General features: G+C 70.9%; 26 protein-coding genes and 1 pseudogene. 11 read left to right on the top strand and 16 right to left on the bottom strand.

What is annotated here, in order from left to right; genetic code table 11:
- Positions 1 to 53: 53 nt before the first annotated feature.
- From VQ03_RS13120 to ndk, 3 genes are all read right to left on the bottom strand, one after another.
- A complete protein-coding gene (locus VQ03_RS13120) occupies positions 54 to 431 on the bottom strand; it encodes a hypothetical protein (RefSeq protein ID WP_048451327.1) in 378 nt (125 codons plus the stop codon).
- A gap of 114 nt (positions 432 to 545) precedes the next feature.
- The gene (locus VQ03_RS13115) at positions 546 to 2,636 is read right to left on the bottom strand and encodes a molybdopterin-containing oxidoreductase family protein (protein WP_048451326.1); all 2,091 of its coding nucleotides are present in this window, start codon (positions 2,634 to 2,636) and stop codon (positions 546 to 548) included.
- Between the two features lie 83 nt (positions 2,637 to 2,719).
- Entirely contained in the window at positions 2,720 to 3,142 is a 423-nt protein-coding gene (ndk, locus tag VQ03_RS13110; RefSeq protein ID WP_048451325.1) for a nucleoside-diphosphate kinase, read from the bottom strand.
- 377 nt (positions 3,143 to 3,519) lie between these two features.
- Here ndk and VQ03_RS13105 point away from each other — a divergent pair, with 377 nt between their 5' ends.
- A complete protein-coding gene (locus VQ03_RS13105) occupies positions 3,520 to 4,029 on the top strand; it encodes a DUF2147 domain-containing protein (RefSeq protein WP_048451324.1) in 510 nt (169 codons plus the stop codon).
- A 35-nt stretch (positions 4,030 to 4,064) separates the two neighbouring features.
- On the opposite strand, the gene VQ03_RS13100 is transcribed toward VQ03_RS13105, so the two are convergent.
- Positions 4,065 to 4,736, bottom strand: coding sequence for a glutathione S-transferase family protein (locus tag VQ03_RS13100; RefSeq protein WP_048451323.1), 672 nt, complete (start codon positions 4,734 to 4,736; stop codon positions 4,065 to 4,067).
- Positions 4,737 to 4,991: 255 nt separating this feature from the next.
- Between VQ03_RS13100 and VQ03_RS13095 the strand changes: the two genes are divergently transcribed.
- Entirely contained in the window at positions 4,992 to 5,252 is a 261-nt protein-coding gene (locus VQ03_RS13095; RefSeq protein ID WP_157064093.1) for a hypothetical protein, read from the top strand.
- A gap of 287 nt (positions 5,253 to 5,539) precedes the next feature.
- On the opposite strand, the gene VQ03_RS13090 is transcribed toward VQ03_RS13095, so the two are convergent.
- A complete protein-coding gene (locus VQ03_RS13090; protein ID WP_048451322.1) occupies positions 5,540 to 7,174 on the bottom strand; it encodes a porin in 1,635 nt (544 codons plus the stop codon).
- 909 nt (positions 7,175 to 8,083) lie between these two features.
- Between VQ03_RS13090 and VQ03_RS13085 the strand changes: the two genes are divergently transcribed.
- From VQ03_RS13085 to VQ03_RS13065, 4 genes are all read left to right on the top strand, one after another.
- Complete coding sequence (locus VQ03_RS13085) at positions 8,084 to 8,293, top strand: hypothetical protein (RefSeq protein ID WP_048451321.1); 210 nt, start codon at positions 8,084 to 8,086, stop codon at positions 8,291 to 8,293.
- Positions 8,294 to 8,558: 265 nt separating this feature from the next.
- Complete coding sequence (locus VQ03_RS13080; protein WP_048451320.1) at positions 8,559 to 8,876, top strand: hypothetical protein; 318 nt, start codon at positions 8,559 to 8,561, stop codon at positions 8,874 to 8,876.
- A 397-nt stretch (positions 8,877 to 9,273) separates the two neighbouring features.
- On the top strand, positions 9,274 to 11,613 hold the full coding sequence (locus VQ03_RS13070; RefSeq protein ID WP_048451319.1) for a sensor histidine kinase: 2,340 nt from the start codon (positions 9,274 to 9,276) through the stop codon (positions 11,611 to 11,613).
- Positions 11,614 to 11,770: 157 nt separating this feature from the next.
- A complete protein-coding gene (locus VQ03_RS13065) occupies positions 11,771 to 13,465 on the top strand; it encodes an ABC transporter substrate-binding protein (protein WP_083467975.1) in 1,695 nt (564 codons plus the stop codon).
- On the opposite strand, the pseudogene VQ03_RS13060 reads toward VQ03_RS13065, so the two are convergent.
- A pseudogene (locus VQ03_RS13060) lies at positions 13,438 to 14,870 on the bottom strand (protein adenylyltransferase SelO). The gene VQ03_RS13065 and the pseudogene VQ03_RS13060 overlap by 28 nt on opposite strands.
- A gap of 391 nt (positions 14,871 to 15,261) precedes the next feature.
- Between VQ03_RS13060 and VQ03_RS35030 the strand changes: the two are divergent.
- The 4 genes from VQ03_RS35030 (at position 15,262) to VQ03_RS13040 (ending at position 17,118) form a co-directional block, all read left to right on the top strand.
- Positions 15,262 to 16,032 (top strand): cold-shock protein, encoded by a 771-nt coding sequence (locus VQ03_RS35030; RefSeq protein WP_048451318.1) that lies wholly within the window; start codon positions 15,262 to 15,264, stop codon positions 16,030 to 16,032.
- A gap of 75 nt (positions 16,033 to 16,107) precedes the next feature.
- Complete coding sequence (locus tag VQ03_RS13050) at positions 16,108 to 16,359, top strand: hypothetical protein (protein ID WP_048451317.1); 252 nt, start codon at positions 16,108 to 16,110, stop codon at positions 16,357 to 16,359.
- 135 nt (positions 16,360 to 16,494) lie between these two features.
- Positions 16,495 to 16,701, top strand: coding sequence for a hypothetical protein (locus VQ03_RS13045; RefSeq protein ID WP_048451316.1), 207 nt, complete (start codon positions 16,495 to 16,497; stop codon positions 16,699 to 16,701).
- 153 nt (positions 16,702 to 16,854) lie between these two features.
- Positions 16,855 to 17,118 carry a YARHG domain-containing protein gene (locus tag VQ03_RS13040; RefSeq protein WP_048451315.1) on the top strand — a complete coding sequence of 88 codons (264 nt, stop codon included), beginning with the start codon at positions 16,855 to 16,857 and terminating at the stop codon, positions 17,116 to 17,118.
- 335 nt (positions 17,119 to 17,453) lie between these two features.
- Here the strand turns inward: VQ03_RS13040 and ppa are convergent, their stop codons facing one another.
- Entirely contained in the window at positions 17,454 to 17,987 is a 534-nt protein-coding gene (gene ppa, locus VQ03_RS13035) for an inorganic diphosphatase (RefSeq protein WP_048451314.1), read from the bottom strand.
- Positions 17,988 to 18,234: 247 nt separating this feature from the next.
- The gene (locus VQ03_RS13030) at positions 18,235 to 18,741 is read right to left on the bottom strand and encodes a GNAT family N-acetyltransferase (RefSeq protein ID WP_048451313.1); all 507 of its coding nucleotides are present in this window, start codon (positions 18,739 to 18,741) and stop codon (positions 18,235 to 18,237) included.
- A 195-nt stretch (positions 18,742 to 18,936) separates the two neighbouring features.
- Between VQ03_RS13030 and VQ03_RS13025 the strand changes: the two genes are divergently transcribed.
- Positions 18,937 to 19,662: a fused DSP-PTPase phosphatase/NAD kinase-like protein gene (locus tag VQ03_RS13025; RefSeq protein ID WP_048451312.1), complete on the top strand. Its 726-nt coding sequence runs from the start codon at positions 18,937 to 18,939 to the stop codon at positions 19,660 to 19,662.
- Positions 19,663 to 19,665: 3 nt separating this feature from the next.
- Here VQ03_RS13025 and VQ03_RS13020 read toward each other — a convergent pair whose 3' ends face one another.
- From VQ03_RS13020 to dapA, 8 genes are all read right to left on the bottom strand, one after another.
- Positions 19,666 to 20,556: a DMT family transporter gene (locus tag VQ03_RS13020; protein WP_048451311.1), complete on the bottom strand. Its 891-nt coding sequence runs from the start codon at positions 20,554 to 20,556 to the stop codon at positions 19,666 to 19,668.
- Entirely contained in the window at positions 20,553 to 22,340 is a 1,788-nt protein-coding gene (locus tag VQ03_RS13015) for an ABC transporter ATP-binding protein (RefSeq protein ID WP_208605509.1), read from the bottom strand. Before VQ03_RS13015 ends, VQ03_RS13020 begins: the two co-directional genes overlap by 4 nt.
- A gap of 98 nt (positions 22,341 to 22,438) precedes the next feature.
- A complete protein-coding gene (locus tag VQ03_RS13010; protein WP_048451310.1) occupies positions 22,439 to 22,621 on the bottom strand; it encodes a hypothetical protein in 183 nt (60 codons plus the stop codon).
- A 205-nt stretch (positions 22,622 to 22,826) separates the two neighbouring features.
- Entirely contained in the window at positions 22,827 to 23,405 is a 579-nt protein-coding gene (locus VQ03_RS13005; protein WP_167376089.1) for a LysE family translocator, read from the bottom strand.
- A gap of 23 nt (positions 23,406 to 23,428) precedes the next feature.
- A complete protein-coding gene (locus VQ03_RS13000; protein ID WP_048451309.1) occupies positions 23,429 to 23,830 on the bottom strand; it encodes a DUF2000 domain-containing protein in 402 nt (133 codons plus the stop codon).
- Between the two features lie 67 nt (positions 23,831 to 23,897).
- The gene (locus VQ03_RS12995) at positions 23,898 to 24,704 is read right to left on the bottom strand and encodes an AraC family transcriptional regulator (RefSeq protein WP_048451308.1); all 807 of its coding nucleotides are present in this window, start codon (positions 24,702 to 24,704) and stop codon (positions 23,898 to 23,900) included.
- Positions 24,705 to 24,832: 128 nt separating this feature from the next.
- Positions 24,833 to 25,306, bottom strand: coding sequence for an SsrA-binding protein SmpB (gene smpB, locus VQ03_RS12990; RefSeq protein ID WP_048428442.1), 474 nt, complete (start codon positions 25,304 to 25,306; stop codon positions 24,833 to 24,835).
- Positions 25,307 to 25,374: 68 nt separating this feature from the next.
- Positions 25,375 to 26,277: a 4-hydroxy-tetrahydrodipicolinate synthase gene (dapA, locus tag VQ03_RS12985; RefSeq protein ID WP_048451307.1), complete on the bottom strand. Its 903-nt coding sequence runs from the start codon at positions 26,275 to 26,277 to the stop codon at positions 25,375 to 25,377.
- Positions 26,278 to 26,682 lie beyond the last annotated feature (405 nt).

The raw sequence follows: 26,682 nt of genomic DNA, 5'->3' as shown, positions 1-26,682 counted from the left end.
GGGAGCGTCGTTCCGCGTGAGGTGAGCAGCCTCGGGCTCGGGGCGCCCCGCGCTCAGATCGGCCGCTGCAGCTTGCAGCTGTCGATGGCGCCGAGCGCCTTGGCGCGGGCCGAATCGTTGAAATAGCCGGTGGTGCGGTAGGCCTCGATCTCTGAGGCGTCGAGGGCGCGCAGGGTGGTCTTCGCGTAGCAGCCGCAGGGACGCTCGAAGCTGGTCTCGGCGGCGTTCTGCATCCGGGCCTGGATCACCGCGCAGGAGCGGCGCACCCGCGCCTCGAGCTCCGACGTGGGGGCGGTGCGCAGGGCCGGATCGGGCTGGTAGGCCTCAAGCTGCGACGAGGAGGCGCCGGCGAAAGCCGAGGGGGCGCCGAGCGCGAGAAATCCGGCGCCGAGCGCGAGGAATCCGGCGGCGAGGAAGGTGCGGAGACGCATTGCAATGAGGTCCGTTGGGCTGCTTGTCGTCAAGCTTGACCGTTGGACGCCGAAACTCCCCGCCCGCACAAGGGCGGGCGGGCCACACCGAGGGATTAACGACCGCGAGCGCCGCTACTGCGGCAGGGCCGCGATCGCGACGCGGTTGTCATGGAAGGCGGCGCCGCCGAACGGGGCGGGCGCGTCGGCTCCCGTGAGGGTGTTGATGCCGCGCCCGTCCGGGTAGGCGTCGTTGGGCCAGATCGATTCGGCGATCAGCACCCCGCGGCGCAGGCCGGGAAACAGCGTCGCCCGCAACGTCACCGTGCCGCGGTCGTTGGAGAGACGCACCCACGCCCCCTCCCCGATCCCGAGCGGCCCGGCATCCTCCGGGTGGATCATCACGGTCGGGTGGCGCTCCTTGGCGAGGGAGGTCGGGGTCTCGGTGAAGCTCGAATTGAGGAAGTTGCGCGCCGGGCTGGTGGCGAGGCGGAACGGGTGGTCCGCCGTCGCCGCCATCAGGGGCGCCTCCCAATGGTCGGGGAGCGGCGGCATCGCCGGGCCGCGCGGGCCGTCCTGCGCCACCGGCACCTTGCTCCAGTCGGGCCGGAAGCGGAAGCGGCGGTCCGGATAGGCGAAGCCGTCGAGGAAATGGGCGCGCTCGAAGGCGGGCTGGACGTCGAGGAAGCCGTCCCCCGCCATCTCCGCCAGGCTGCCGCGGCGCGAGGCCTTGAGCGTGGCGTCGATGAGCTCGCGCGGGCTCATGGCGAAGCCCGGGTGCTCGGCGCCGAGGCGCTCGGCCAGACCCACGATCACCTCGTGGTTCGAGCGGCACAGGTGAGGCGGCTCGATGCGCTTGAGGCCGAGCTGGATGTGCTGCTGGCCGCCGCCGGTATAGAGGTCGTCGTGCTCCAGGAACATCGTGGCGGGCAGGACGAGATCGGCCATCCGGGCGGTCTCGGTCATGAACTGCTCGTGGACGCAGACGAACAGGTCGTCGCGGGCGAAGCCCTGCTTCACCAGCTCCTGCTCGGGGGCGACCGAGACCGGGTTGGTGTTCTGGATCAGCATCGCGGTCACCGGCGGGCCGTGGCGCAGGGCCTCGGCGTCCCCGGTGAGCACCCGGCCGATCTGCGACTGGTCGAGCATGCGGGTGCCGGGGCGGACGACGTCGAGCCCCTCGATCAGGCGCTTGTTGAGCCCGAACACGCCGCTGTTCGAATGGAAGGCGCCGCCGCCGCGGTGCTGCCAGGCCCCCGTCACCGCCGGGATGCAGAGGGCCGCATGCATGTTGGCGGCGCCGTTGCGGCTGCGGGAAAAGCCGTAGCCAAGGCGGAAGAAGGTGTTCCTGGTGCGCCCGACGAGATGGGCGAAACGCTCGATCTCCTCGACGGCGAGGCCGGTGATGGCGGCGGCCCAGGCGGGGTCGCGGGTCTGGAGATGGGCCTCCAGTTCCTCCGGGCAGTCGGTGTAGCGGGCCATGTAGTCGCGGTCGGCGAGACCATCGCGGAACAGCACGTGCATCACCGCGCAGGCGAGCGCCCCGTCGGTCCCCGGCCGCAGCAGCAGGGCGAGGTCGGCCTGTTTCATCGTCGGGTTGTCGTAGATGTCGACCACCACCACCTTGGCGCCGCGGTTCTTCCGGGCGGCCTGGACGTGGGTCATTAGGTTGACCTGGGTGTGCACCGGGTTGGTGCCCCAGATCACCACGCAGTCGCTCTCGGCGATCTCGCGCGGATCGACCCCGCCGAGGCGGCCGGTGCCGGCGATGTAGCCCGACCAGGCGAGCGTGGTGCAGATGGTCGAATACTGGCCCGAATAGCCCTTGGCATGGCGCAGGCGGTTGATGCCGTCGCGCATCACCAGCCCCATCGTGCCGGCATAGTAATAGGGCCAGACCGCTTCCGGCCCGTGCGCGGCCTCGGCCTTGCGGAATTCCTCGGCCACCCGGTCGAGCGCCTCGTCCCAGCCGATGGCCGAGAACTCGCCGGAGCCCTTCGGTCCGGTGCGGATGAGGGGCTGCGTCAGCCGGTCGGGATGGTGGATGCGCTCGGCGTAGCGGGCGACCTTGGCGCAGACCACGCCCGCCGTGTAGCTGTGGCGCGGGTTGCCGCGCACCCGGCCGATCGTGGCGCCGTCGATCACCTCGACCTCGAGGGCACAGACCGACGGGCAGTCGTGCGGGCAGGTGGAGGTCGTCCGCTCGATCCGTGGCTGCGCCGTCACCGCTCGCTCCTCGCATGAAAAAACCCCCGCCGCTGGGCGGCGAGGGCTCTCAACCTATCGGCCTTTCCCGCCGGGGGAAACGCTTAGCCGACGATGTCCTTCTCGTCGAAGAACTGCTTGATCTCGATGGCGGCGTTCTCGAGGCTGTCGGAGCCGTGGACGGTGTTCTCGCCGACCGACTTCGCGAACTTCTGGCGGATGGTGCCCTCGGCGGCCTGGGCCGGGTTGGTGGCGCCCATCACCTCACGGTACTTGGCGACGGCGTTCTCGCCCTCGAGCACCTGGACCACGACCGGGCCCGAGGTCATGAACTCGACGAGCTCGCCGTAGAACGGGCGCTCGGCGTGGACCTCGTAAAACTTCTTGGCCTGGGCGTCGGACATGCGGATGCGGCGCTGGGCGACGATGCGCAGGCCCGCCTCCTCGATCACGGCGTTGACCGCGCCGGTGAGGTTCCGGGCGGTGGCGTCGGGCTTCAGGATGGAGAAGGTGCGCTCGGTGGCCATGGGACGTCCGTTCGAAGAAAAAGCGGTGGCGTGGGCGGTGGGATGCCGCGCGGGACCGGACCCTCGAGGTCCGGCAGCACCGGGCGCGAGCGCCCGCGCGCCGGGTCCATGCGGATCTCCGGCGCCGGGCTTATAGCTGCGGGCCCGGCGCCTCTCAAGCGCGGAAGGGGGCGCGGCCCCCCGGCACGCCGGGCCGGCGCTGCGGCCCTGCCGCAACGCGGCCGAAAAATCGCCCCAAAGCTCGGGCTTCCTCGCTTCAACGTGACCTTTCGGCCACGCTGCCCGGTTCGCCCGCGGCGGCGTCCCTCGCCCCTCCCGCGTGCCCGCGATCCCCGCATGGGACCGCACCGGCCCGTGGACAGCCAGGAGCTTCCTGCATGCGCTCGATCCTGATCCCGACCCTCGCCGCCTCCCTGCTCTCCGCCGGCGCCGCTGCGGCGGCCTCCGCCGGCGATCCTTCGGGGACCTGGCTCACCGAGGACGGCCGGGCCAAGATCAAGATCGAGAAGTGCGGCCCCAGCGCTGCCCATGCCTGCGGCAAGGTGGTGTGGCTGAAGACGCCCCTCAACGACCAGGGCCAGCCGCGCACCGACATCAAGAACCCCGACCCGAAGAAGCGCAGCCGCCCGGTGATCGGCCTCACCCTGATGGAGGGGCTGAAGCCCGAGGACGGCGCCTACAAGGGCCAGATCTACAATGCCGAAGAGGGCAAGCTCTACGACGTCTCGGTCAGCCGTGAGAGCGCCAGCGAGCTCGCGATCTCGGGCTGCATGCTGAAGATCCTGTGCGGCTCGCAGACCTGGACCAAGGCCCCGGAGGAGTTCGCCCAGGTTGCCCCGGCGCCGGCGAAGGCGAAGCCCGCGGCGGCCAAGCCTGCCGGGAACTGAGCCTGCCGGGAACTGAGCCTGCCGGGAACTGACCGTCAGACCCGCGGGCCCGGAGCCTCCTCCGGGTCCGGCTTGAGGCGGAAGCCGCGCTGGACCCCCGGGCGGGCCTTCATCCGCTCGATCCAGGCCGCGACGTTCGGGAAGGCGGCGATGTCCTGGCCCTGGCGCTCCCAGAGCTTGGCCCAGGGCAGGATCGCGATGTCGGCGATTGTGTAGTCGTCGCCCGCGACGTGCGGGTGGCGGCCGAGCTGCGCGTCGAGCGTGGCGTAGAGCTTCGTCGTCGCGGCCGTGAAGCGCTCGATCGCGTAAGGGATCTTCTCCGAGGCGTAGATGCGGAAATGGTGGGTCTGGCCGAGGGTCGGGCCGAAATTCGCCGCTTGCCAGAACAGCCAGATATCGACGGCGATGCGGGCCCGCTCCTCGGGCGGATAGAACAAGCCCGTCTTGCGAGCGAGGTATTGCAGGATCGCGTTCGACTCGAACACCGTGATCGGGCCGCCGCCGGGCCCGTCCGGGTCGACGATGACCGGGATCTTGCCGTGCGGCGCCACGGCCAGGAACTCGGCGGCGGTCTGGGCCCCCTTGCCGATGTTGATCGGCACCATCCGGTACGGCAGGCCGCATTCCTCGAGCATGATCGAGGCTTTCCAGCCGTTGGGCGTCGTCCAGTAATAGAGGTCGATCGGCGGCGTCGTCACGGCCGACATGCGGGCGGTCCTTCTCGCACGGCGGGGACGTGAGGGCGTCCGTCGCGCATCGGGCATCCCGGAGAGGTAAACAGGCCCGAGCCCACCCTGTACAGGGTGAAGGTTGTCTCAATCGACGGTCTTGCAACGGTGTTGTGCCCGGGCACGGCCTGCACCGGATCTGGCAGGCTGTGCCTCTTGCCCTAGCGTCAGGCTATGGCAATGTCGGTCCCGCGCCGGCCGATCCGGCGGCGCTCCTGCCGTGCGAGCCTGCCCATGCCGTCGCCCCTCTTCCGCACGATCCTGGCCACCCTGCTGGTCGCCGCGCCCGCCGCGGCCTTCGGTCAAGCCTCGCAGAATTCCGAACTCGCACCCCGCCGCGAGCCCAGCGTCCGGAGCCTCGCCGCGCGCGAGCGCCAGCGCAAATGCGGCGCCGAGTGGCGCGCCCTCGCCCCGCCCGAGAAGGCGGCCCAGGGACCGCGCTGGCCGCAATATTACAGCAAGTGCGTCCGCCGCCTGAAGGAGCAGCGGGCCTGAGGTCGATCCGGCCGTCGCGGCGCGGGTGCCCCTGCGGCCGGGGTAACGCCCGCGGAAGCGTTAGACCTTGATCCGTCCGTTCTCGTCTTCAGTTTGGCGAAAAATGCGTCATTGCCGCAGTTGAAGCGGCAGAAAGAAGCTGTTAGAAGAAGATATCCTGAGTTTCGAGACCCAGGGCACCTGCAAGGCGCACTCTACGAGTGCGCCTTTTTTCTTGTCTTTTGCTGAAGACACGAAAAAGGGGCCCCGGCTCGCGCCGGGACCCCGATTGTTCGACTTCGACGATCTTAGAAGTCGCGCTGGACGCGCATGCGGATCTGGAACGTGTCGGTGGCGTTGGTGGTCGGCAGGGCGCCGCCGCCGGCGACGACCGGCACGCCGTTCACCACGTTCACGACGTTGGCGCCGCCGAAGCCCGGAGCCTTGTTCTGGTCGATCACGCGGCCGCTCTGCAGGGCGAGGCGGGCGTAGTTGCCCTCGATGCCGATGTCGAGGTCACGCACCGGCGACCAGATCAGGCTGGCGCCCGCGACGATCATGTTGGTGTCGCGCAGGACGCTCGAGAAGCCGTAGCCGACCGCGAACGGGCTCGGCAGCGACGAGGTGGCGAAGCCGCCGATCTGGTTCACGAGGCCCACATTGGCGCGGCTGGCCTTGCCGTAGGACACTTCGCCGTAGCTGCCGAACACGGCCGAACGCCACTCGGGAGCCCAGTAGTGCAGGTAGGCCGCGGAGACGGTCCAGGACTTCGACAGGTCGAGCTTGCCGGTGATCGGATCGACCACCGCATCGACCAGCGAGGTGCCGAGCGAGGTGCCGGAGGCGATCGTGGCCGAAGCGGTGTAGCCGCCGAGCCAGGCGTTGTAGCCGGTGTAGCGGAGAGCGCCTTCGCCGTAGGAGCCCTGCAGGTAGAGCAGGTCGCCGGCGGCGACGAAGGGCAGGTTGAGCTTCAGGCCGCCCTGCACCGCCCAGCCGTAATCGGTGGAGGGACGGGGCGCGATCGCGTTGGCGGTCGAGACGCCGGCGATGCCGCGCACCGAAGCCGCATTGGCGGTGTTGATCTCGTGCACCGCGGCCGAGACCTGCGCCGAGCCCCAGGCGGCGTCGTAGCGGAGCGCGCCGACGAAGTCGGGCAGGCGCTGGCGCTGGACGACGTCGTAGTCGGCGATGATCGGCTGGCCGAGGCCGTTGGTGCCGAGGACCGGGGCGAAGTTGCCGGCGCCGGCGGTGAAGACCTGGTAGTTGACGAAGTTCGAGCCGGCGGTGCCGCTGCCGAAGATCGGGGTCCGGCGCAGCAGCGGGTCTTCGACCGACAGCGTCGCCGAGAAGCCCTGACCGAAGGTCGCGGTGTAGGCGAGCAGGTTGGTCGAGGCGATGTCGGAGCCGAGCGACGAGCCGACGAACTCGAGGTCGTGGGCGTAGAAGTCGAAGAACGAGGCCGCGCGACCGGCGGTGAAGCCGGCGAACTGGATGAAGGCCTTGTCGACGTTCACCGTGGTGATCGAGCGACCGAAGGTGTCGACGCCCTGGCCCGGGAAGCCGGTGCCGGCGAGGCGCTGCGTGCCGGAGGCGAGGAACGGACCGGTGCCGTAGGCGAGGTCGAAGCGCACGAAGGCGCGCAGGGTGCCGTAGCCGGTCGCCGTGCGGGCATCGAGGTTCAGGCGGCCGAGGCCCTGGTAACCGGTCAGGTCACCGGCGTGGCTGTAGGCCTGCATGTAGGTGGCCTGGAACCGGGCGCGGCCGGAGACGCGCAGGCAGGTGTCGGTGCCCGGGATGTAGAAGAAGCCGGCACCATGCGTCGAGCAGACGCGGACGTATTCGACGGGCGCAGCCTTCCTGACCGGCAGATCGGCAGCTTGCGCACCAGCAACGATGGTCAGGCCAGCGGCCGACCCGAGCAGAAGGCTCTTCACGAGCTTCATAGAGACCTCCAAGATTTCGGACCCGAAAGGGGTGAACGACTCTGTTCCGAAGACCTCTTCGGTCTCGAGACCATGTCCCTCTTATGCCCCCGAAGATTCAGCCGCCGCACAGGCCCGGCCGAAACACACCGGACTTCATTCGGTGCGAGGGGACATTCTTTCATGGCGCCGAGTTGATCAATCTCATCCAAGATCTAACAGAGCGCCGGGCCAGCCTTGACGGAAGAATGTGGCAGAATCACCACATTTTGACTGCGGGGACACACAGATCATCTTGTTGAACTAACAAAATAACCAAGTTCTTACAAAAGTTTACTGTCAGTTTGGTGTCGTCGTATTTTTGAGCTAACAAAATAAAACAACGGAACAAAATATGATTTTATGTGTGTAATTGTTTTGTTAGTGCAAGCTTTTTTAGTTTGTTTGTGGCCTCATTTGACGAGTAAAGTGTCTGTTATGACGCTTAAAGAGGCGCGTATCGACAAGATTGGTTGGAGATATCCGTCATCGCTCGGGCGCTCTGCCATCTGCCGCCCACTCCGCTGACGGGCATCGGTATCGAGGCGGATGCCTCATCCCGGTCGGACGGCCGCGAATCAAGCGGCCACGGCTGCGGCGCGCTCGTGCGCGGCGTCGGCGGCCTCGTCCTCGCTCCTCTGCAGGGCCGGGTTCCCGGTCTCCGCGGACCGACCGGGGGCCACCTGCCGGTCCCGGCTCGATAATCGGATGAAGGGAGGCTCGGGCGGTCGACGACCTGTATGGGGCCTTCTCGCTGCACGGGCACGCCGGCGCGTGCGCGACCGCCCTCCCCGTCCTTCCCCAGGGGCACCCTCTTGCCTTCAGTTTTTAGTTGTTCTAATTAGCAACTGACGGGGCCGGCAGACGGCCCACGGCACGGGAGAGATCACCATGGCGACCACCCAGGGCGCGGCCTGCAACAGCTGCCGCTACTTCGACGACCACAAGCTCAACGGTGCCGCCGCCACGGGCGACCAGGGCCTGTGCCGCTTCAACCCGCCGGTGAGCCAGCCGGAGCCGCAGGGCCACGGCCTGTGGCCGGTCGTCGCCGGCCAGGACTGGTGCGGCCACTTCACCGCCGAGCAGACCGCCGCGGAGTGATCCGGTCGAGGCCCTCACCGGGTCTTGGCTGTCGGGATGGAAAGTCTCGCCGAAGGTTTCAGCCCCCTTTCCTGCTGGAGAGGGGGCTTTTCGTTGGCGCGCGATCAGTCTCGCGCGCTGCGAAATGTTTCGTCGGATGCGGTGGAAGCAACATGAACCGGCGCGATGGGCCGAAATTCGCGTTGCGACGCAAACTCGCGGACATGCGCCGCGCCTATACAGCCCGCCACAAGAGCCCGGAAGCAAGGGCTGCGAGGAGGCGAAGATGGTTGTGGCGCGGGTCCTGCTGGTGAGTGCGATGATGACGGTCGGCATCGTCGAGATGACGACGAAGGCGGAGCCCCGTCTGGCCGAGGGCGTGGGCCGGGAGGCCCCCCTGGCGGTCCCTGCCTCCATGGCGCCCCCGGCTGACCCCGCCTGCACGGAAGCGGCCTGGCCCTACCTGCCCGATGCCTGCCTGCGCCCGGACGACGCCCCGCGCGAGACCGCGCCGCGCCGGCCGGTGCGGGTGATCGAGGAGCGGCGCCCGGCCGCGCCGGTCCGGATCCCTGGCCAGGTCCCCGGTCGGGTCTCGGTCGGCTGACGCTGCGGGCGATGCGAAGGGATTGTCAGGTCAGGGGCCGCCATGCCGCATTTCAGCGCCGATCTCCTGGACGAGCTCCTGGACGGCGATCCCGCGAAGCTGGAGGCATTGCGCGCGATGCTCGGCGCGCCGCCGGATCGCTGTGCCGCCTGCCGGCCGGCTCACCTGTCCCTCATCCGCCCGGAGGCAGGACCGCCCCCGATGCGGGACGCCCGGTCGCGTCGGCAGGCACTGTCCGAGGGCCGGGCGACGAAGCGCCGCCCGGGACCGGCCGCCGGGACGGTGGGCCGGCCCGGCCGGCGGCCGTCGCTGCCCGGATGAGGACCATCGGCATCCCCGCGCTGGCAGACCTTGAGAAATAATGCATAGTCGTCACCCGCGGCGGAGCGGGGCCACGATGCGGGTCGGCCACAAGATCTTCCTGGTCGGCGGTCTGCCGATCGCCATCGCGGCGCTGATCGCGCTCGCGGGGTGGCTCCTGCTCGCGCAGGCCGAGAAGGCTCGCGACGGCGCGGTGCTGGCCGGCGCGATCTACCGAACCCTGACCCTGTCGACCACGGTGCGCGACGAGTTCCTGGTGGCGCGGCCTGGGGAGCGCACCGATCACGCCGAGCGCTTCGCCCGCCTGACGGCGGAATCGACCAGCTCCCTCGACGACCTGCGCCGCTATGCCCGCACTCCGGACCAGGCGGCCCGCATCGAGGCGGCCCGGGCCGCCCTGAAGGATTCGATCGACCAGATGCAGGCCCTGGTGCGGATCACCCGGGAGAATGACGGCCTGATCGCCGAGATGGCGGCCCGCGCCGACGCCCTGGTGAGCCTCGCCGACCAGGCCCGGGACAGGCAGCGCGCCGCCAATACCGACCTCGTCGTCTCTCTCACCGCCAAGGCCGCCACCCTGCGCCAGGTCCGGGACGTGGTCGGCGCCGTCAACGAGCTGCGCGCCCTGGTGGCGCAAGCCGAGATCGCGGCCGCGCGAGGGGGGGACCGCGCCCCGTCGATGGTCCAGGTGCGCAACGCCGCCCGCGACCTCGCCGCGGCACTGAAGGCCGACCGGCGCGAGCGCGAGGCCGAGGAGCTCCTGATCCTGACCGCCGCCTACGAGGCATGGCGCGGGACCGAGGAGCCGCGCCCCGTCGCGGCGGGCGGCGCGGCCCAAGACCACCCGCCGCTCCCCTCCCCGGTCAACGTCCTCGACGAGTGGTGCGAGCGGGTCCTGAAGATCGACGGCTCGGCCCAGCGCGCCCTGCACGACGAGGTCACGCAGCTCCTCTCCTACGCGGTGCAGGCCAACGAGACCGAGCAGGCGACCCAGAACATCGCGCTGGAGACCCTCAAGCTCGGCCAGCGCACCGCCGAGGCCCTGCGCCGGCGCGACGTCCCGGCGGCGGCCTCGATGCTCGAGGACGGCCGGCGCCTCTCGGAGACCGCCGCCGCCCTGCCGATCTCGCCGCTGATCCAGGGCGAGATGATCGAGGCCATCGACGGCTGGCGCGAGCGCCTCGGCACCACGGTCGAGGGCCTGCGCCGCCAGAACGAGGGCATCGCGGCGATGGATGGCCTCGCCGCGGTGATTGGCGAGACCGCCCGCAGCCTCAACGAGATCTTCATCGACGATGCCGACCGGTTCGGCACCTTCCTGCTGCGCCTCCTGCTGGTCGGCGCCGGCGCCGGCCTGGTGGTCGGCTCGACGGTGGGCCTCGCGGTGGCGCGCTCGATCACCGGGCCCCTGCGCCAGCTCCAGCGCAGCATGCTGGCGCTCGCCGCCGATCCGGGCCGGCGCGATGTCGGGGCCGCCGTCGGGCGCCGGCGCGACGAGCTCGGCGACATGGCCCGCGCCACGGCGATGTTCGTGGAGGAGATCGGCCGGCGCGAGCGGGCGCTCCGCCGCGCCAAGGAGGAGGCCGACCGGACGCTGGCCGAGCTGCGCCAGACCCAGTCCGACCTGATCCAGGCCGAGAAGCTCGCCTCCCTCGGCCAGCTCGTCGCCGGGGTGGCGCACGAGATCAACACGCCGCTCGGCATCGCGCTCACCACCGCGACCCTGGTGCGCGACGAGGCGCGCGACTTCGGCGAGGTGGCGAAGACCGGCCAGCTCTCGCGCTCGCGCCTCTCCCACTTCGTCGACCGGATGCAGGAGGGCTCGCACCTGCTCACCGCCAACCTCGCCCGGGCGGCGGACCTCGTCCACAGCTTCAAGCAGGTCGCGGTCGACCGGGTGAGCGACGAGCACCGCCGCTTCTCCCTGCGCGAGTGGCTCGGCGAACTCCTGCGCAGCCTCGGGCCGCTGCTGCGCCGGGGCGGGCACCGCCTCGCGCTCGAGGCGGAGGAGGAGTTCGAGGTCGACACCCATCCGGGGGCGCTGGCCCAGGTCATCACCAACCTGGTCAAGAACGCGGTGGTGCACGCCTTCGCGGACGGGACGCCGGGGCACATCACGGTCGCGGTCTCCCGCGAGGCCGGCTGGGTGCGCCTCGAGGTGCGCGACGACGGGCGCGGCATCGCGGCGGCGGACCGGGAGCGCATCTTCGACCCGTTCTTCACCACCGCCCGCCACCGCGGCAGCTCGGGCCTGGGCATGCACATCGTCTACAACCTCGTCACCGGGCAGCTGCAGGGCCGCATCGCGGTCGAGAACCGGGCCGGGGGCGGGACCTTGGTGCGGGTCGAGTTCCCGGCCTGCCTCGCCCCGGCGCCGGCCCGCGCCGCGGCGGAGAGCCGCGTGCCGGCGCAATAGGGAGCCGTGCCCCCACCGGAGGCGGCGCTCTCCGGTCTTCGCCGGTGCCGTATTTTCTCGGGCGTGCCTGGATATTCGGGCGCGCCGGGATCCACTTCGTCGGGAAATGCTCTAACACCGAGCCAGGCCATGCCGTGACGGTGGATGCGAGGGGGCGATGCCCGGTACGGAGCGACGACGGGGGACATGGTATCGGGCCGTGCTGCGCACCGCGTTGCCGTTATGCGCGGCCCTCGCGCTCACCACCCTGCCGGCCGCCGCCAGGACCCTGGTGTTCTGCTCCGAGGGCAACCCCGAATCGCTCAACCCGCAGCTCGTCACCACCACGACCGGGATGGATGCGGCCTGGCCGGTCTTCGATACCCTGGTGGCGTTCGAGCCCGGCACCACCACGATCCGCCCGAGCCTCGCGCAATCCTGGACGATCTCGCCGGACGGGCGCGACTACACCTTCTCCCTGCGGCCCGGCGTCGCCTTCCACCGCAACGCCCGGTTCAAGCCGACCCGGCCGCTTTCCGCCGAGGACGTGGTGTTCTCCATCGCCCGGCAATGGCGGCCCGACCATCCGTTCCACCCGGTCTCCGGCGGCCAGTACGCCTATTTCCGCGATCTGGGCCTGCCCGACCTGATCGAGGCGGTCGAGGCGGTCGATCCGCGCACGGTGCGCATTCGCCTGCGCGAGGCCGACGCCACCTTCCTGCCGAACATCGCCATGGCGCTCGGGGCGATCCAGTCGGCGGAATACGCCGCGACGCTCATGGCGGCCGGCGAGCCGGAGCGCCTCGACCGCGAGCCGATCGGTACGGGGCCGTTCAGCTTCGTGGCGTTCCAGCCCGACATCGCCCTGCGCTACCGCGCCTTCCCGGATTACTGGGGCGGGCGCCAGCCGATCGACGCCCTGGTGTTCTCGATCACTCCCAACGCGGCGGTGCGGCTGGCCAAGGTCCGGGCCGGCGAATGCCACCTGATGCCGTTCCCGAATCCGGCCGATCTCGAGGCGATCCGCACCGACCCGGCGCTGACGCTGATGCGGGAGGAGGAGCTGAATATCGGCTACCTCGCCCTCAACGTGACCAAGCCGCCCTTCGACGACCTGCGGGTGCGCCGCGCCATCGCGATGGCGATCGACAAGGCGGCGATCGTGGCGGGGGTCTACGGCCCCGGCGGCACGGCGGCCCGCTCGCCCCTGCCGCCGAACCTGTGGGGCCACGATGCGACGCTCAAGGACCCGCCCCTCGACCGTCCGGCGGCGCAGAAGCTCCTGGCCGAGGCGGGGTTCCCGTCCGGCTTCGAGGCCGAGCTGTGGTACCCGCCGGTGAGCCGGGCCTACAACCCGAACGGCCGGCGCGTCGCCGACATGATCCAGGCCGACCTCGCCCGCATCGGCGTGCGGCTGCGGCTGATGACCGACGAATGGGCCGCCTACCGGGCCAAGATGCTGGCCGGCGTGCCGGCGATGGCCTTGTTCGGCTGGACCGCCGACAACGGCGACCCGGACAACTTCCTCGGCGTGCTGCTCGGCTGTGTGCCGGCCCGGCCCGGCGGCAGCAACGTCGCCCGCTGGTGCGACCCCGCCTTCGACGCCCTGGTGACCCGGGCCCGCCGCCTGCCCGACCAGGCGACCCGGGCCGAGCTCTACCGGCAGGCTCAGGAGATCTTCGCCCGCGAGGTGCCGTGGGTGCCGATCGCCCATTCGGCGGTGTTCCTGGCCGCGCGCCGCGAGGTGACGGGCTACCGCATGGACCCGCTCGGCCGGCACCTGTTCCGGGGCGTCGGCTTGAGCGGCGCCGACGCGCGCGGAGGCCCGGAGCCCCGCCCGCGGCCTCAGGGACCGCCCGGTTCCGTGCCGTAGGCCTGCGCCATCTCGCCGATCGCCGCCATTTTGGCGTGATAGGCCGACCAGTCGTCGGCCGCCGCGATCGGCGCCCACAAAGCTTCGACCTCGTCGATCAGCATCGTGCAGGGCGTCGCCCGGGCGAAGTACGGATGGTCGAGCCGCGCCGCCGGATCGGGCGAGAGGGCGCCGAGCGCCTGGCGCACGCGCGAGAAGCCCTCGCCGGCATAATGCGCGGCGGCCGGGCTGCGGGCGGCCCGCGCCTCGCTCGCCAGTCCCCCGTACCAGTCGAAGAAGGCCTGCTCGAACGGTGCCCGGCTCGTCTGCAGGAAGGCCCAGAACGCGCCGACGAGGGCGTGCATCGCCGCCTCGTCCTGCGGCACCGCGAGGCCGAGGCGGCGCAGGAGCGCGTGGGCGAAGGCCTCCTGGAGGCCTGGGCCGTACACGTCCATCGCCGCGCCCAGCCGTGCCTCGTCGGAGAGCGGCAGCAGGCACTCGGCCAGCCGCGCGAGGTTCCAGCCCAGGGCCTCCGGCTGGCGCCCGAAGGCATAGAGGCCGTACTCGTCGAAATAGGCGGCGGTGAAGGCTGGATCGTTGACCGGCGCGAAGCGCCACGGACCGTAATCGAAGCTCTCGCCGGTCACGTTGACGTTGTCGGTGTTGAGCACGCCGTGGACGAACCCCGCCGCCATCCATTGCGCGCCCATGCGGGCGACTCTGCGGCAGACGTCGGCGAGGAAGGCCGCGGCCCGGTCGGCCGGATCGTCCCGCCACGTCTCCGGCCGGTAGGTGCGGATCGTGTGGTCGAGGAGCCGGAGCAAATTGGCGGTGTCGTCGTAGGCGCGGAAGCGCTGGAAGGTGCCGATGCGGATATGCGAGTGGCTGAGCGCACCAGCACCGAGGAGCGGGTCGGCGACGGCTCGTCGCCGCGGCTGAGCGCCTCCCCGGTCTCGATCAGGCTGAACGACTTCGAGGTCTCGACGCCGAGCGCCTCCAGCATCGTGGTGGCCAGTACCTCGCGCACCCCGCCCTTGAGGGTCAGGCGGCCGTCGGCGGTGCGCGACCACGGCGTCTGGCCGCTGCCCTTGGTGCCGAGATCGAGCAGGCGCCCGTCGGAGAGGTCGTGGACCTGCGCGAACAGGAAGCCGCGTCCGTCGCCGAGTTCCGGGTTGTAGCTGCGGAACTGGTGGCCGTGGTAGCGGAGCGCCAGCGGCTCCGGGAAACTGCCGGGCAACGGCTCGAACCGGCCGAAATGCGCGATCCACTCCGCATCGGTGAGGTCGCCGAGGCCGACCCGCTCCGCCCAGGGCTGGTTGCGGTGGCGCAGGATGTGGGCCGGAAAGCGGGCGGGTGCGACGACGTCGTAGAAGTCGGGGCCGAGATCGGCGTGGCGGCGCGACGGACGAAAGGGATGGGCCGGCATCGGAACCTCGGCGGCTGTGCGGCAACGGACTGGTGACGAGGGACGGGTGACGAGGGGCTGGTGGCAACGCGCCGCGGCGTCGCCCGGGTCCCCGGCCGTTCCGCCTCGTGGCCCCGACACGTGCGCTTGTGCCACAGTGATGCGCGATCGACACGGGGAAAAGATGCCGAATCGGGCTGTCAATCCGGGTCGCGACGTGAGAAAGTAACCCCTGTCATCGCCACGCGTGGCAGATCCGCCTTGCGGTACGGTCTGAGTTGCGTCAGGAGTGTGGCGGTCATCTTGGTCACCGCAGCCGGGAATGGAACGATCCCGAGGCGTCGGCTGTCAGGCACAGAACGCACCGGGGTACAAGGGTGGTCGGCGGTTTTTTCGTTTTGGCGAGCTTCTAATGGGACGTGGTCGTGATTTCAGGGAGCCGCGCCGTCGCGGCTTCGACGAGGGTGGTGGCGAGCCGCGGTGGCCTGACCAGGCGCCGCAGGGCAGCTACGGCGGTGGCTATGGTGGCGGTGGCGGCGGCTACGGTGGTGGCGGCGGTGGTGGTTACGGCGGCGGCGGCTTCGGCGGCGGCGGCGGTGGCTTCGACCGCGGCGGGCCGCGCAATGCCGCCCCCTCCGGGCCGGAGCGTGACGCGACGGTCAAGTGGTTCAACAAGGAGAAGGGCTTCGGCTTCGTCGAGCTCGGCGACGGCTCGGGCGACGCCTTCCTCCACATCCGCGCCGTCGAGGCGGCTGGCCACGCCGATCTGATGCCGGGCACCCGCCTGACCGTCCAGACCGCGCAGGGCCAGAAGGGCCCGCAGGTGACCAACATCACCAGCGTGGACACCAGCACGGCCGAGGCTCCGGTCCGTCGCGATCCCCGTCCCCCGCGCAGCGGCGGCTTCGGTGGTGGCGGCTACGGCGATCGTCCCGAGCGCGGTGGCGGCGGTGGCCGCTTCGCCTCCGGTCCGTCGACCGAGATGACCGGCACCGTGAAGTGGTACGATCCCGCCAAGGGCTTCGGCTTCGTATCGGTGAATGACGGCGGCAAGGACGTCTTCATCCATCGCTCGGCGCTCGCCCGCGCCGGCCTTGAGTCCCTCGCCGAAGGCCAGCCGGTCACCATGGGCGTGGTCGAGGGCATGAAGGGCCGCGAGGCGCAGAGCATCAGCGTGGACTGATCCTCGGTGCATCGTCGCCCGAGCGATCGATCGACACGGACGGAGCGGTGGCCCCTGGCCATCGCTCCTTTCCGTTTGCGCGCCGTCCTGCCGGGCCTCGCCCTCGCAGGCGTCCTCGCCGGGCCGGCCGCCGCCGAGGATTTCACCGGCTTCTATGCCGGGGTCAATGCGGGCTACGGCTGGAGCAGGGAGCGGCATGAGGGCGTGAAGCCCGGCGCATCCCAACCGGCCTGGGGCAGGCCGCAGGACGCCGACGGCCTGCCACCGAGCGCCGCCCGCGCCGCCGACCGCAACCCGGCCCTGTCCGGCCGAGGCGGGACGCGCTGACGGAGTGCCCCGTCCTCGAAACAGCGGGGACAGCCCTTAGGGCGCAGGGTGGTTGCGGCAAGTGGAGGCGTGCGGAACGGCAGCGCTTGTGGCATGGTGCCGCCCGAACCCAACCGGGCTCGGGACCCCTCCACCATGACCACCGTTCACGACGTGACCCCGGACCAGCTGCGCGGGCTGGAAGCCGCCGGCGAAGCTGCGCTCAACGCCGCACTCGGCCGCCTCTCGGCCCGCGAGCGCGAGGCCTACTGGGCTTCGGTGCGCCGGGCCTACAACGCGCCCTACAACGATGCCGTGAAGACGCCGCGGACGGCGAGCGCGGCCGCGGCGGCGCGGGCTTGAGCGGACGCGATCTCCGCATCTCGGACAGCCACCCGCGACCGTCTGCGGCGACCGGTTGAGAGATCGGGTACCGCGAAGCGGGGCGCAGTGCCGCCGCGGCGCTCGCCCTCGCGCCGTCCCCGTTCGCGTCGATCCTCGAAACAGGTGTGATTCATGAAGAAGGCAGCGATTGCCGCTCTGCTGTTCCTTGCCGGTGCCACTCCTGGCCTGGCGCAGTCCTGTGACGAGTTCTGGTATCAGCGGAACATGATCTACAAGGAGGCAGGTTACTGCTTCAAGACGGCCAACGCGATCCGGAACTTCGGCAATGCCGGCTGCAAGTACGACGATCAGGCCGATGTGCCTCTGTCCGCGCGGCTGAGAGCCGAGATCGCTGAAATCAAGTCGCTGGAGCGGGCCATGAAATGCGCCCCGTGACCGGGCGCCGGCTGAGGTGAGCGCGGGTGGGCTGACGTCTCGGGGGAGCTTGAGCCGCGTCTCGCCCCGCGCGTGCTGCGCGCTGTGCCGACGATGCGTCCTGCAACGGGTCTGCGACTACGGTGCGGAGGCTTCGAGAAAGCCTCGACCGGGGACATGGAGACGCGCCGACGACCCTCCCCCCGTCCCAAGTCGGACTTGGCCCGACCTGAGCACCTGGATGCGGAACTCGGACTTGCCCGCATTCCGTTGGGAAGGATTCGCCTGGCGGTCCATGAGGGAATGTGGCGAGGCAGGCGCGAGCGCGCCCGCCCCTCCTCATGCCGCCTTCCTGGTTACTTCGCTTTCTTGGCCCGCTCGATCCCTTCGAGGATCAGGCGCTGCGCCTCGGCCTTGTCGCCCCAGCGCACGATCTTCACCCACTTGCCAGGCTCGAGATCCTTGTAGTGCTCGAAGAAGTGCTGGATCTGATGGATCGTGATGTCGGGCAGGTCGGTGTAGTTCTCGATCCGGTCGTAGCGCTTGGTCAGGTTGCGCGACGGGACGGCGATGATCTTCTCGTCCTCGCCGGCATTGTCCTCCATCACCAGGACGCCGACCGGGCGCACGCTCATCACGGCGCCGGGGACGATCGCCCGGGTGTTGGCGATCAGCACGTCGCACGGGTCGCCGTCGCCCGACAGGGTGTGGGGAATGAAGCCGTAGTTCCCCGGATAATGCATCGCCGTGTAGAGGAACCGGTCGACGATCAGCGTCCCGGCCTCCTTGTCCATCTCGTACTTGATCGGCTCGCCGCCGACCGGAACCTCGATGACGACATTGACGTCATCGGGCGGGTTCTTGCCGATGGAGATGGCATCGAGGCGCATGAGCAAACTCCCTGCAAGGGCTCGATCGCCCCTGAATGGCGCGGTCCTTAGAGGGCCGCGGGCGCCCGCACAAGCGCCGGATCGCAACGGTCGGTGCAACAGTCGAGGACAAGTTCCGCCGCGGCCCGGCCCTGCGCGACAACCGCCGCCGCCGGGCCCGTTGCTGCGCGTGAGCAACGATTGAGCAGTTGACGGCCTCCCGGCGACCGAATGCGAGGCAGGCCGCCCGAAGGCCCGCCCCGGATCCTCAGCCGAACAGGTAGGCGACCTTGGCGAGGTCGGCCCCGGCGATGCGGTCGCAGGCCTCGGCGACGACGCGCCCGCCCATCCGCTCGTAGAAATCCCGCGCCCGGTCGTTCTCGGCCAGCGACCAGACCGCGACCCGGCGCACGTCGCGGTCGGCCAGGTCGTTGCGCACCGCCCGGAACAGCCGGGTGCCGTAGCCGAGGCCCTGGTAGGTCGGCGCGAGATAGATCTCGTCGATCTCGCCCTCGGCCTTGAGGGCCCGGTCGCGGCAGCGGCCATAAGAGACGTAGCCGATGACGCTGTCGCCCAGCTCCAGCACCACCAGCGGCCGGCTGCGGCCGACGGTGGAGCGCCACCAGCGCGGCCCGCGGCGAGCGAGCATCCGGTCGAGGGCGACGCCCGGGATGATGCCCTGATAGGCTTCGCGCCAGGCGGCGTCGAAGATCTCCGACAGCATCCCGGCATCCTGTTCCCGGGCCCGGCGAATGCTGACGACCTGAGTGCTCACGGTCTTCCCCCTCGATTGTTAGCCGACGGATCGCGTCCCTACGATGCGGGGGAGACATCGCAAGCGCAATGCCAGGCTTGGAAGCCGGCTCATCTGCCGGACCGTCGTTGCGGCCAGGTCACGCGGCTGCTAGAGCGGCGTGCTGCCCGTCACCGCGAATCGCGTTCGTCCCTTCAAGTCAGGCGCCTGCCCCGCGTGCTCAACCGCTTTCTCCCGCCCGAGACCCGCTACGCCCGCCGCATGGCCCGCATCGCCCGGTGGGAGCAGCCGATCACCGGCCCGGGCGGCCGCCTGCGCGCCTGGGCCAACATGCTGCTGATCGACCACGGCGTGATTCGCCTGGCCTATCTCAACCGGCACCGGATCGGGCGCGGGATGGTCTGGCGCTCGGCCCAGCCGGCGCCGCACGATCTGGCCTGGTTCCGGCGTCAGGGCGTGCGCACGGTCATCTCGCTGCGCGGCGGGCGCGAGCACGGCTCCTGGCAATTGCAGCGCGAGGCCTGCGAGCGCGAGGGCCTCGCCCTCGTCGAGTTCGTGATGCGCTCGCGCGAGGCGCCCGACAGGGCGACCCTGCTCGCCGCCAGGGACTTCTTCGCCGGCCTCGCCTATCCGGCGGTGCTGCACTGCAAGTCCGGCGCCGACCGGGCGGGCCTCGCCGCCGCCCTCTACCTGATCCTGCACGAGGGCCGCCCGGTGCGCGAGGCGGCGCGCCAGCTCTCGGCCCGGTTCGGCCATTTCCGCTTCGCCAAGACCGGCATCCTCGACGCCTTCTTCGAGCGCTACCTCACCGAGGGCGAGCCGAACGGCCTGAGCTTCCTGGACTGGGTCGAGCACGTCTACGATCCGGAGGCGCTCAAGCGCGACTTCCGGGCCGGCCTGTGGTCGGATGTGCTGGTCGACCGGCTGCTGCGGCGGGAGTGAGCGTCAGCCCCGCGTCGTCAGCAGCACGCCCGCGCCGATCGCCAGGATGGCGCCGACATGGAGCGGGTCCGGCACTTCGCCGAGGACGGGAATCGCCAGCAGCGTGGCGATCACCGGCACCAGGGCGGTGAAGGCCGGGGTGCGCCGGCCGATCAGCGCGAGGGAGCGGTTGAAGGCGATCAGCGCCACCACGCTCACCAGCACGCCCTGATAGAGGGCCTGGAGCGCCACCTCCGCGACCGGCGCCTCGGCGAGCCGCGACAGGCCCGAGGCGAGGTAGACCGGGATGTAGGTGAGGAGCGAGGCGACGCAGATCAGCGCCGTCGCCTCCAGGGCCGTGAGGCGCGAGCGGCGCATCCGCACCGTGCCGGCGGCCCACAGGAGGGCGGCGGTGAGGAAGAGGGCGTAGCCGAACAGCTCGTCGGCATCGCGAAAGCCGCCCGCCAGGGTGATCGCCCCGGCGGCGATCAGGCCGAGGCCGGCCAGAGCCCACCGCCCCGGCCGGTCGCGCAGCACCAGGGCGCCGAGCAGGGCGGCGAAGAGCGGCATGGTGCCGGGTGTCAGCGCCGCGCCGTGGCCCGCGGGGGCGTAGCGCAGGGCGATCGAGATCAGGAGCGCGAACGGCGCACCCTGCGCGAGGTACAGGATGGCGCCGTCCACCAGCGCCCTCCGGTCGAGGCCGCGCAGGCGCAAGGCCAGCACCGGCAGCAGCACGAGGCCGCCGATGCCGAAGCGCAAGGCCACGAGGTCGGCGGGCCCGAGCACGCCCCCCGCCCCCACCGTGCGGCGGGTGATGACGAACCAGCCGCCCCACAGGCTGACCGCGACGAGCGCGAAGCCGACGCCGAGGGCCAGGCGCCGGCCGGCGGGCGCCTCCGTCCCGGCGGGCTTCACGACGCCTGCGCCGCCGAGGCGGGCTCCCGGTCGTCGGCGAGCTGGAGCCGGTGCAGCCGCGCATAGGTGCCGCCCCGGGCGATCAGCGCCGCGTGGCTGCCGGTCTCGGCGACCCGCCCGCCCTCCATCGCCACGATCAGGTCGGCGTCGCGCACCGTCGAGAGGCGGTGGGCGATGACGAGCGTGGTGCGGCCGTGCATCAGCCGGGTCAGGGCCGCCTGGACGAGCTGCTCGGATTCGGCGTCGAGGGCCGAGGTCGCCTCGTCGAGGAGCAGGATCGGCGCGTCGCGCAGGAAGGCGCGGGCGAGCGCGATGCGCTGGCGCTCGCCGCCCGACAGCCGGTTGCCGGCGGGCCCGACCCGGAAGTCGTAGCCCTCGGCCTTCGCGGTGATGAAGTCGTGGGCCGCCGCGGACCGGGCGGCGTCCTCGATCTCGGCCCGGCTCGCGCCCTCGCGGCCGAAGGCGATGTTCTGCGCGATCGTGTCGTCGAACAGGACCACCTCCTGCGACACCACCGCGACGGCGCGGCGCAGGGAGGCGAGCGAGACGTCGCGCACGTCCTGGCCGTCGATCGTCACCCGGCCCTCGGTCACGTCGTAGAGCCGCGGCACCAGGGATAGCAGCGTCGACTTGCCCGAGCCCGAGCGGCCGACGAGCGCCGTGGTGCGCCCGGCCGGGACGGTCAGGTCGATGCCTTCCAGCGCCGGGGCGTCGTCCCGGTAGCGGAAGCGCACGCCCTCGAAGCGGACCTCGCCGCCGGCGACGCGCAAGGCGGGCGCCCCCGGTTTCTCCCGGATCGTCGGCGCCTCGTCCATCAGCGCGAAGGTGCGCGAGAGGGCGGCGAGCGCCTCCTGCAGGATGGCGTTGAGGTTGCCCAGCGCCCGGGCCGGCTGGGCGGCCAGCAGCAGGGCCGCGACGTAGCCGGTGAAGTCGCCGACCGTCTTCTCGCCCGCGAGGATGCGGTGACCGATGAAGGCGAGGACGCCCGCCACCGCGAGGCCGCCGCCGATCTCGAGCAGCGGGTCGAGCCGGCCGCGGGCATTGGCGGCCTTCATCTTCAGGCGGCGCACCTCGTCGAGGGCGTCACGGGTGCGGCCCTTGAGGTAGCCCTCCAGGCCGTAGGTCTTGGCGACCCGCACGCCGGCCAGGCTCTCGCTGATCAGGCTCGCGGTGGCGCCGACCTGCTCCTGGGTCGAGGTCGAGACCCGGCGCAGCTTCTTGCCGATCCGGGCGATCGGCCCGGCGACGAACGGCACCGTGACCCCGGCGACGATCGTCAGCCAGGGATCCATCCACACCATGGCGCAGACCAGCGCGATCAGCATCGCCACGTCGCGCAGGAGCACGGTGGAGATGCGCGTCAGCGCCTCCTTGATGAAGGCGAAGTCGGTGGTGAAGCGTTGCGTGAGGCTCGCCGGGCTCTCGCGGCCGAGCTGGGCCAGGTCCTGCTCGATCATGTGGCCGTAGAGCGCCGCCTGCATGTCGGCCTCGATCCGGGTGACGACCCGGTTGGTCAGCACCGTCTGGCCGAGCAGCGCGAAGCCGCGCAATGCGGTGACGGCGATCACCAGGATCGGGCCATAGGCGAGCGCGCCGGCATCCTTGGCGTCGAAGGCGTCGAAGGCGGCCTTGATCAGCGCCGGGTAGAAGCCTGTGGCGGCGCCGATCACCGCGATCAGCACAAGCACGATGGCGAGCGTGCCGGCATGCGGCCGCAGCCAGTCGCGCCAGAGCCGGAGGAGCAGCGGCAGCATGTCGCCGGAGAGGAGGGGGCGCCGCGCCATGATGCTCGCTTCGTCCGTTGCTTTGAGACGTCGCGCTAGCACGGGGGTCGGGGGGCGGCAATTCGGGGCGGCGCGCGGCTGGGCTGCGGCGGCGCCCCCTATTGCATGATCGCGATGGCGGCGTGGATCACCGTCGCGCCGCCGATCGGGGCGAGGAACCACAGCAGAACGTTGACGACGATGATCCAGATCAGCATCCGCTCCTGATGCCCGGTCAGCCGGGGCTGGGGCGGGCGCGGCGGCGGCTCCCAGGGCGGCCGCCATCCTCCCTCGACGAACATCGGCGCCTCCGCGCTGGCCTCGACCTGCGTGAGCCGGACGACCTACGGGTCAGGAGACCAGAGCTAGGAGGCCGGGGCGGCGTTGTCAGTGCGGCGTCTTGCTCCTGACGATGCCCTCACGATCACAACTCGATCAGCGGGGCGGCTCGCGGCCCTTCGGCGCCGCGCGCCGTCGATCCACCGCTCCTCTCGATGGGCCGACGGGTCAGGCCGACGCGACCGACCAGAGCATCCAGGCGACGGAGGCGACGAGGAGCGCGGCCATCGCGCGGTTGAACCCCGCGAACGACCGCAGCCCGATTCCTGCGCCGCCACAAGCCCAGGCTGCGAGGGACAGCCAGCAGATGCCGGTAAACAGGGCCGCGAAGACGACGAGCGCCTTACCCGGATCGGGAAGCGGCAGGACGAACGTCGTCAACGCCGAAACCGCAGCGATCCAGGCCTTCGGGTTCAGCCCCTGGATGACGAAGCCGGACCAGAAGCCCGGCACCGAGGCCGCCGCTTCACCCCGGACCGGCTCGCCGGCTCGGGCAAGGCGCCACGCCAGCCAGAGGAGGTAGCCGCCACCGGCCAAGGTCATCGGCTTGGTCAGCGCCGACATCCACGCCGCGCCGATCTGCACTCCCGCCCCGAAGACCAGCAGCAGGGCGGTGAAGCACAGGGTCGCCCCCGTGACGAAGGGAAGCGCGCGAGCCGGCCCGAACCGGGCACCGCATAGCGCGCCGACGATGTTCACCGGCCCCGGCGTCGCCGAGGCGACCAGCGCGAAGACGGACATGGCCATCAGGCTCTCCATGGGCGGCATGGCTAGCGCACCAGGGCCAGACGGCCGCAGAGGCGATCCACCGCCTTGCGGGGGCCGGCGAGAAGAAGCGCCTGGGGCTCGTGCTCGGGCAGCGGGCTCGACGCGATCCGGAGCGTGTAATCCTCGTAGCTCCGGGCCTCGAAGGCGGAGCGCATGTAGACGAGGCGCAGCGGCAGCCCCTCCGCGTCCATGAAGAGGCGGGGCAGCTCGGCCGGGGGCGCGCCGAGGATCGGAAGGGCGACGGTGGTGATGCCGGGCAGGGGGACGCCGTCGCCGGTCGGCGTGTCGGGGCCGACGAGCTCGGGCAGGCGTCGGCCGAGGGTCATGGCGAGCACGGCCGCGAAATTGGCCTTCAGGCCGACGGGCAGGGTCTCGGCGAGGATGACGACGGGTTTGAGCGACATGGCGGAACTCCCTTCCGCCCGGCTCATCGCCCGCCCGTCGCCCCCTCGGATTGAAGGAAATTGACCTTCAATGCGCGATCAGGGCGCCCGGCGTGACGCCGTAGTGCCGGCGAAACAGGCGGATCATGTGCGCCTGGTCGCTGAAGCCGGCCTCCGCCGCCACCTGCGCCGCCGGCATCCCCCGCAGCAGAAGATCGCGCGCGCGCCCGACGCGCCGCTGGATCACGAGCGCATGCGGCGTCAGGCCGGTGCTCCGGCGCACGCTGCGCACGAGATAGGAGGGGTGGAGGCCGATGCCGGCCGCAAGGTCCCCGAGCGAAAGCGGGCTTCCCTCCTCGACGGCTGCGGCGATCCGCTCTCGCAGCTGCGCGATGGCCCGCCGCTCGGCACCCGCCGGCCGCAAGTCGGCGGCGCCATGCCGGACGAAGGCGGCCCCGAGGACGGCATGCAGGCCTTCCTCGATCGCCAGGCGTCGATCCGGCCCTCCCTTGGTCCGAAGACAGTGGGTGAGACGGGACAGCCGTCCGGCGAGGTCCCGGCCGCGATCCTCCGGCGCCACCTCCGAGAAGCCGGACAGGCGGGGCAGGTCCAGAAGTGCGCGAACCGCGTCCTCGCTGGCATAGACCATGTCGTAGCGCAGCGCCCCCGAGGCCGCGTGCCCGGTATGCGCCTCGTCCGGGTTCATCAGGGACAGCGATCCTGCCGGCAGGAGCACGTCGGCGCCCCGGAACCGGTAACCGCCCACCCCGGCGGTGATCGCCCCGATGGCGAAGCCCTCGTGCGAATGGCGGCCGAAGCTATGCGAGCGGATGTCGGCCTCGAAGACCTCCACACCGTGCAGCCAGCTCAGGTGATGGTATCGCCCCTGTCCCATTCCCTCCTCTCGCGGGCGGCAGGATCGGAGCGCCATCGCCGCTCCGACGCGGAACGCCCCGAAAACCACCCGCAGCGGCCGTTCGCAGGGTCATGTCGATCAGGGCGTGCCGATCGAGGTTTGCGTCTTCAGCCCTTGTCGCGCATCAGCCGCGCCTTGTCGCGCTGCCAGTCGCGCTCCTTGGCCGTCTCGCGCTTGTCGTGGAGCTTCTTGCCGCGCCCGAGCCCCAGCTCGACCTTCGCCCGGCCGCGCTCGTTGAAGTAGATCTTCAGCGGCACCACGGTGTAGCCCTCGCGCTGGGTCGCGCCGATGAACTTGTCGATCTGGCGCCGGTGCAGCAGCAGGCGGCGGGGCCGCTTGGTGTCGTGGTTGAAGCGGTTCGCCTCAAGATATTCGGGGATATAGGCGTTGAACAGCAGGAGGTCGTTGCCGGAGGGGCCGGCGAAGGCCTCGCCGATCGTCGCCTTGCCGCCGCGCAGGGACTTCACCTCGGTGCCCGTCAGCGCGATGCCCGCCTCCACCGTGTCGGTGATCTCGTAGTTGAAGCGGGCCTTCCGGTTGTCGGCGACGACGCGGTTCTTCGGCTCGGGTTTCTTGGCCATCGGGCGGCGGAGATCCTGGGAAACGGGCGACGGGAGCCCCGGGGCTCCCGTCGGATATAGGGTGCGGCTCAGCCGTTGGTGAGGCCGGCGTGGCGCAGCGCCCCGTCGACGAGGGCGCGGGTCCCCTCGCCCACCGGCACCATCGGCAGGCGCACGTCCTCGCGCATCAGGCCCAGCCGGGCGAGGGCGTACTTCGTCGGCGACGGGTTGGTCTCGGCGAAGAGGTGGGTGTGGAGCGGCATCAGCCGGTCGTGCAGGCCGAGCGCGGCGCGGAAGTCGCCGGCGAGGCAGGCCTCCTGGAAGTCGGCGCAGAGGCGCGGCGCGACGTTCGAGGAGACCGAGATCGTGCCGTGGCCGCCATGCGCCATGAATCCCAGAGCCGTCGCATCTTCGCCAGAAAGTTGGACGAAGTCTTCGCCCATGGCTTGGCGCTGGAGGCTGACGCGAGCCACGTTGGCGGTGGCATCCTTCACCCCGGCGATGTTGGGCAGCTCGTAGAGCCGCTTCATGGTGTCGACGCTCATGTCGATCACCGAGCGGCCGGGAATGTTGTAGATCAGGATGGGAATGCCGACCGCATCGTTCACCGCCTTGAAGTGCTGGTACAGCCCTTCCTGGGTCGGCTTGTTGTAGTAGGGCGTGACGATGAGCAGCGCGTCCGCCCCGGCCTTCTCCGCATGACGGGCCCGCTCGACCGCCTCCGCCGTGGAGTTGGAGCCGGCGCCGGCCACCACCGGCACCTTGCCGGCGGCCTCGTCGATGCAGGCCTCGACCACCCGGTCGTGCTCGGCGTGGCTCAGCGTCGGGCTCTCGCCGGTGGTGCCGGTGGGCACCAGGCCGTGGGTGCCGTTCTCGATCTGCCAGGCCACGAAGGCCCGGAAGGCGTGCTCGTCGAAGGCGCCGTCGCGGAACGGCGTCACCAGGGCGGTGAGCGAGCCCCTCAGGCGCTGCGAAGTCTGCGTCGACGTCATGCTGGCGTTCCTCACCCGGTCGGGGCGGCGCCCCCGGGATGTCTGGTTGGGAGGCCGGCCCGCATGAGGATCACCAAGGGAACCAGCTTGGGGGACCAACTCGGCCGTCCGGCGTCCGACACATAGGCGTTCGGAGGCCAGCGCGCAAACGCTCCCCGCGCCCCGCGGCGCGGCGGGGCGTCAGGGTTAATCGCTTCTTAAGGCGGCGCTTCCACCATGGGGCGTCCGGTCACTCGCACTCACGAAGGGGAACGGGGAACCATGCTGCTCTCGCCTCGACGGCGCCGCCTCGCGGTCCTCGCCCTCACGGTGTCCGGCGCCGCGTTGACCTCGCTGTCGGCGCTCGGCGGCTCGACGGTGGCGACCCCGCCCGAGACGGCCGCGCCGCTGCCTGCCTCCCTGCCC

Origin of the sequence: Methylobacterium tarhaniae, assembly GCF_001043955.1 — a bacterium.
Classification (GTDB): Bacteria; Pseudomonadota; Alphaproteobacteria; order Rhizobiales; family Beijerinckiaceae; genus Methylobacterium; species Methylobacterium tarhaniae.
This window is presented reverse-complemented; position numbering and strand designations above follow the sequence as displayed.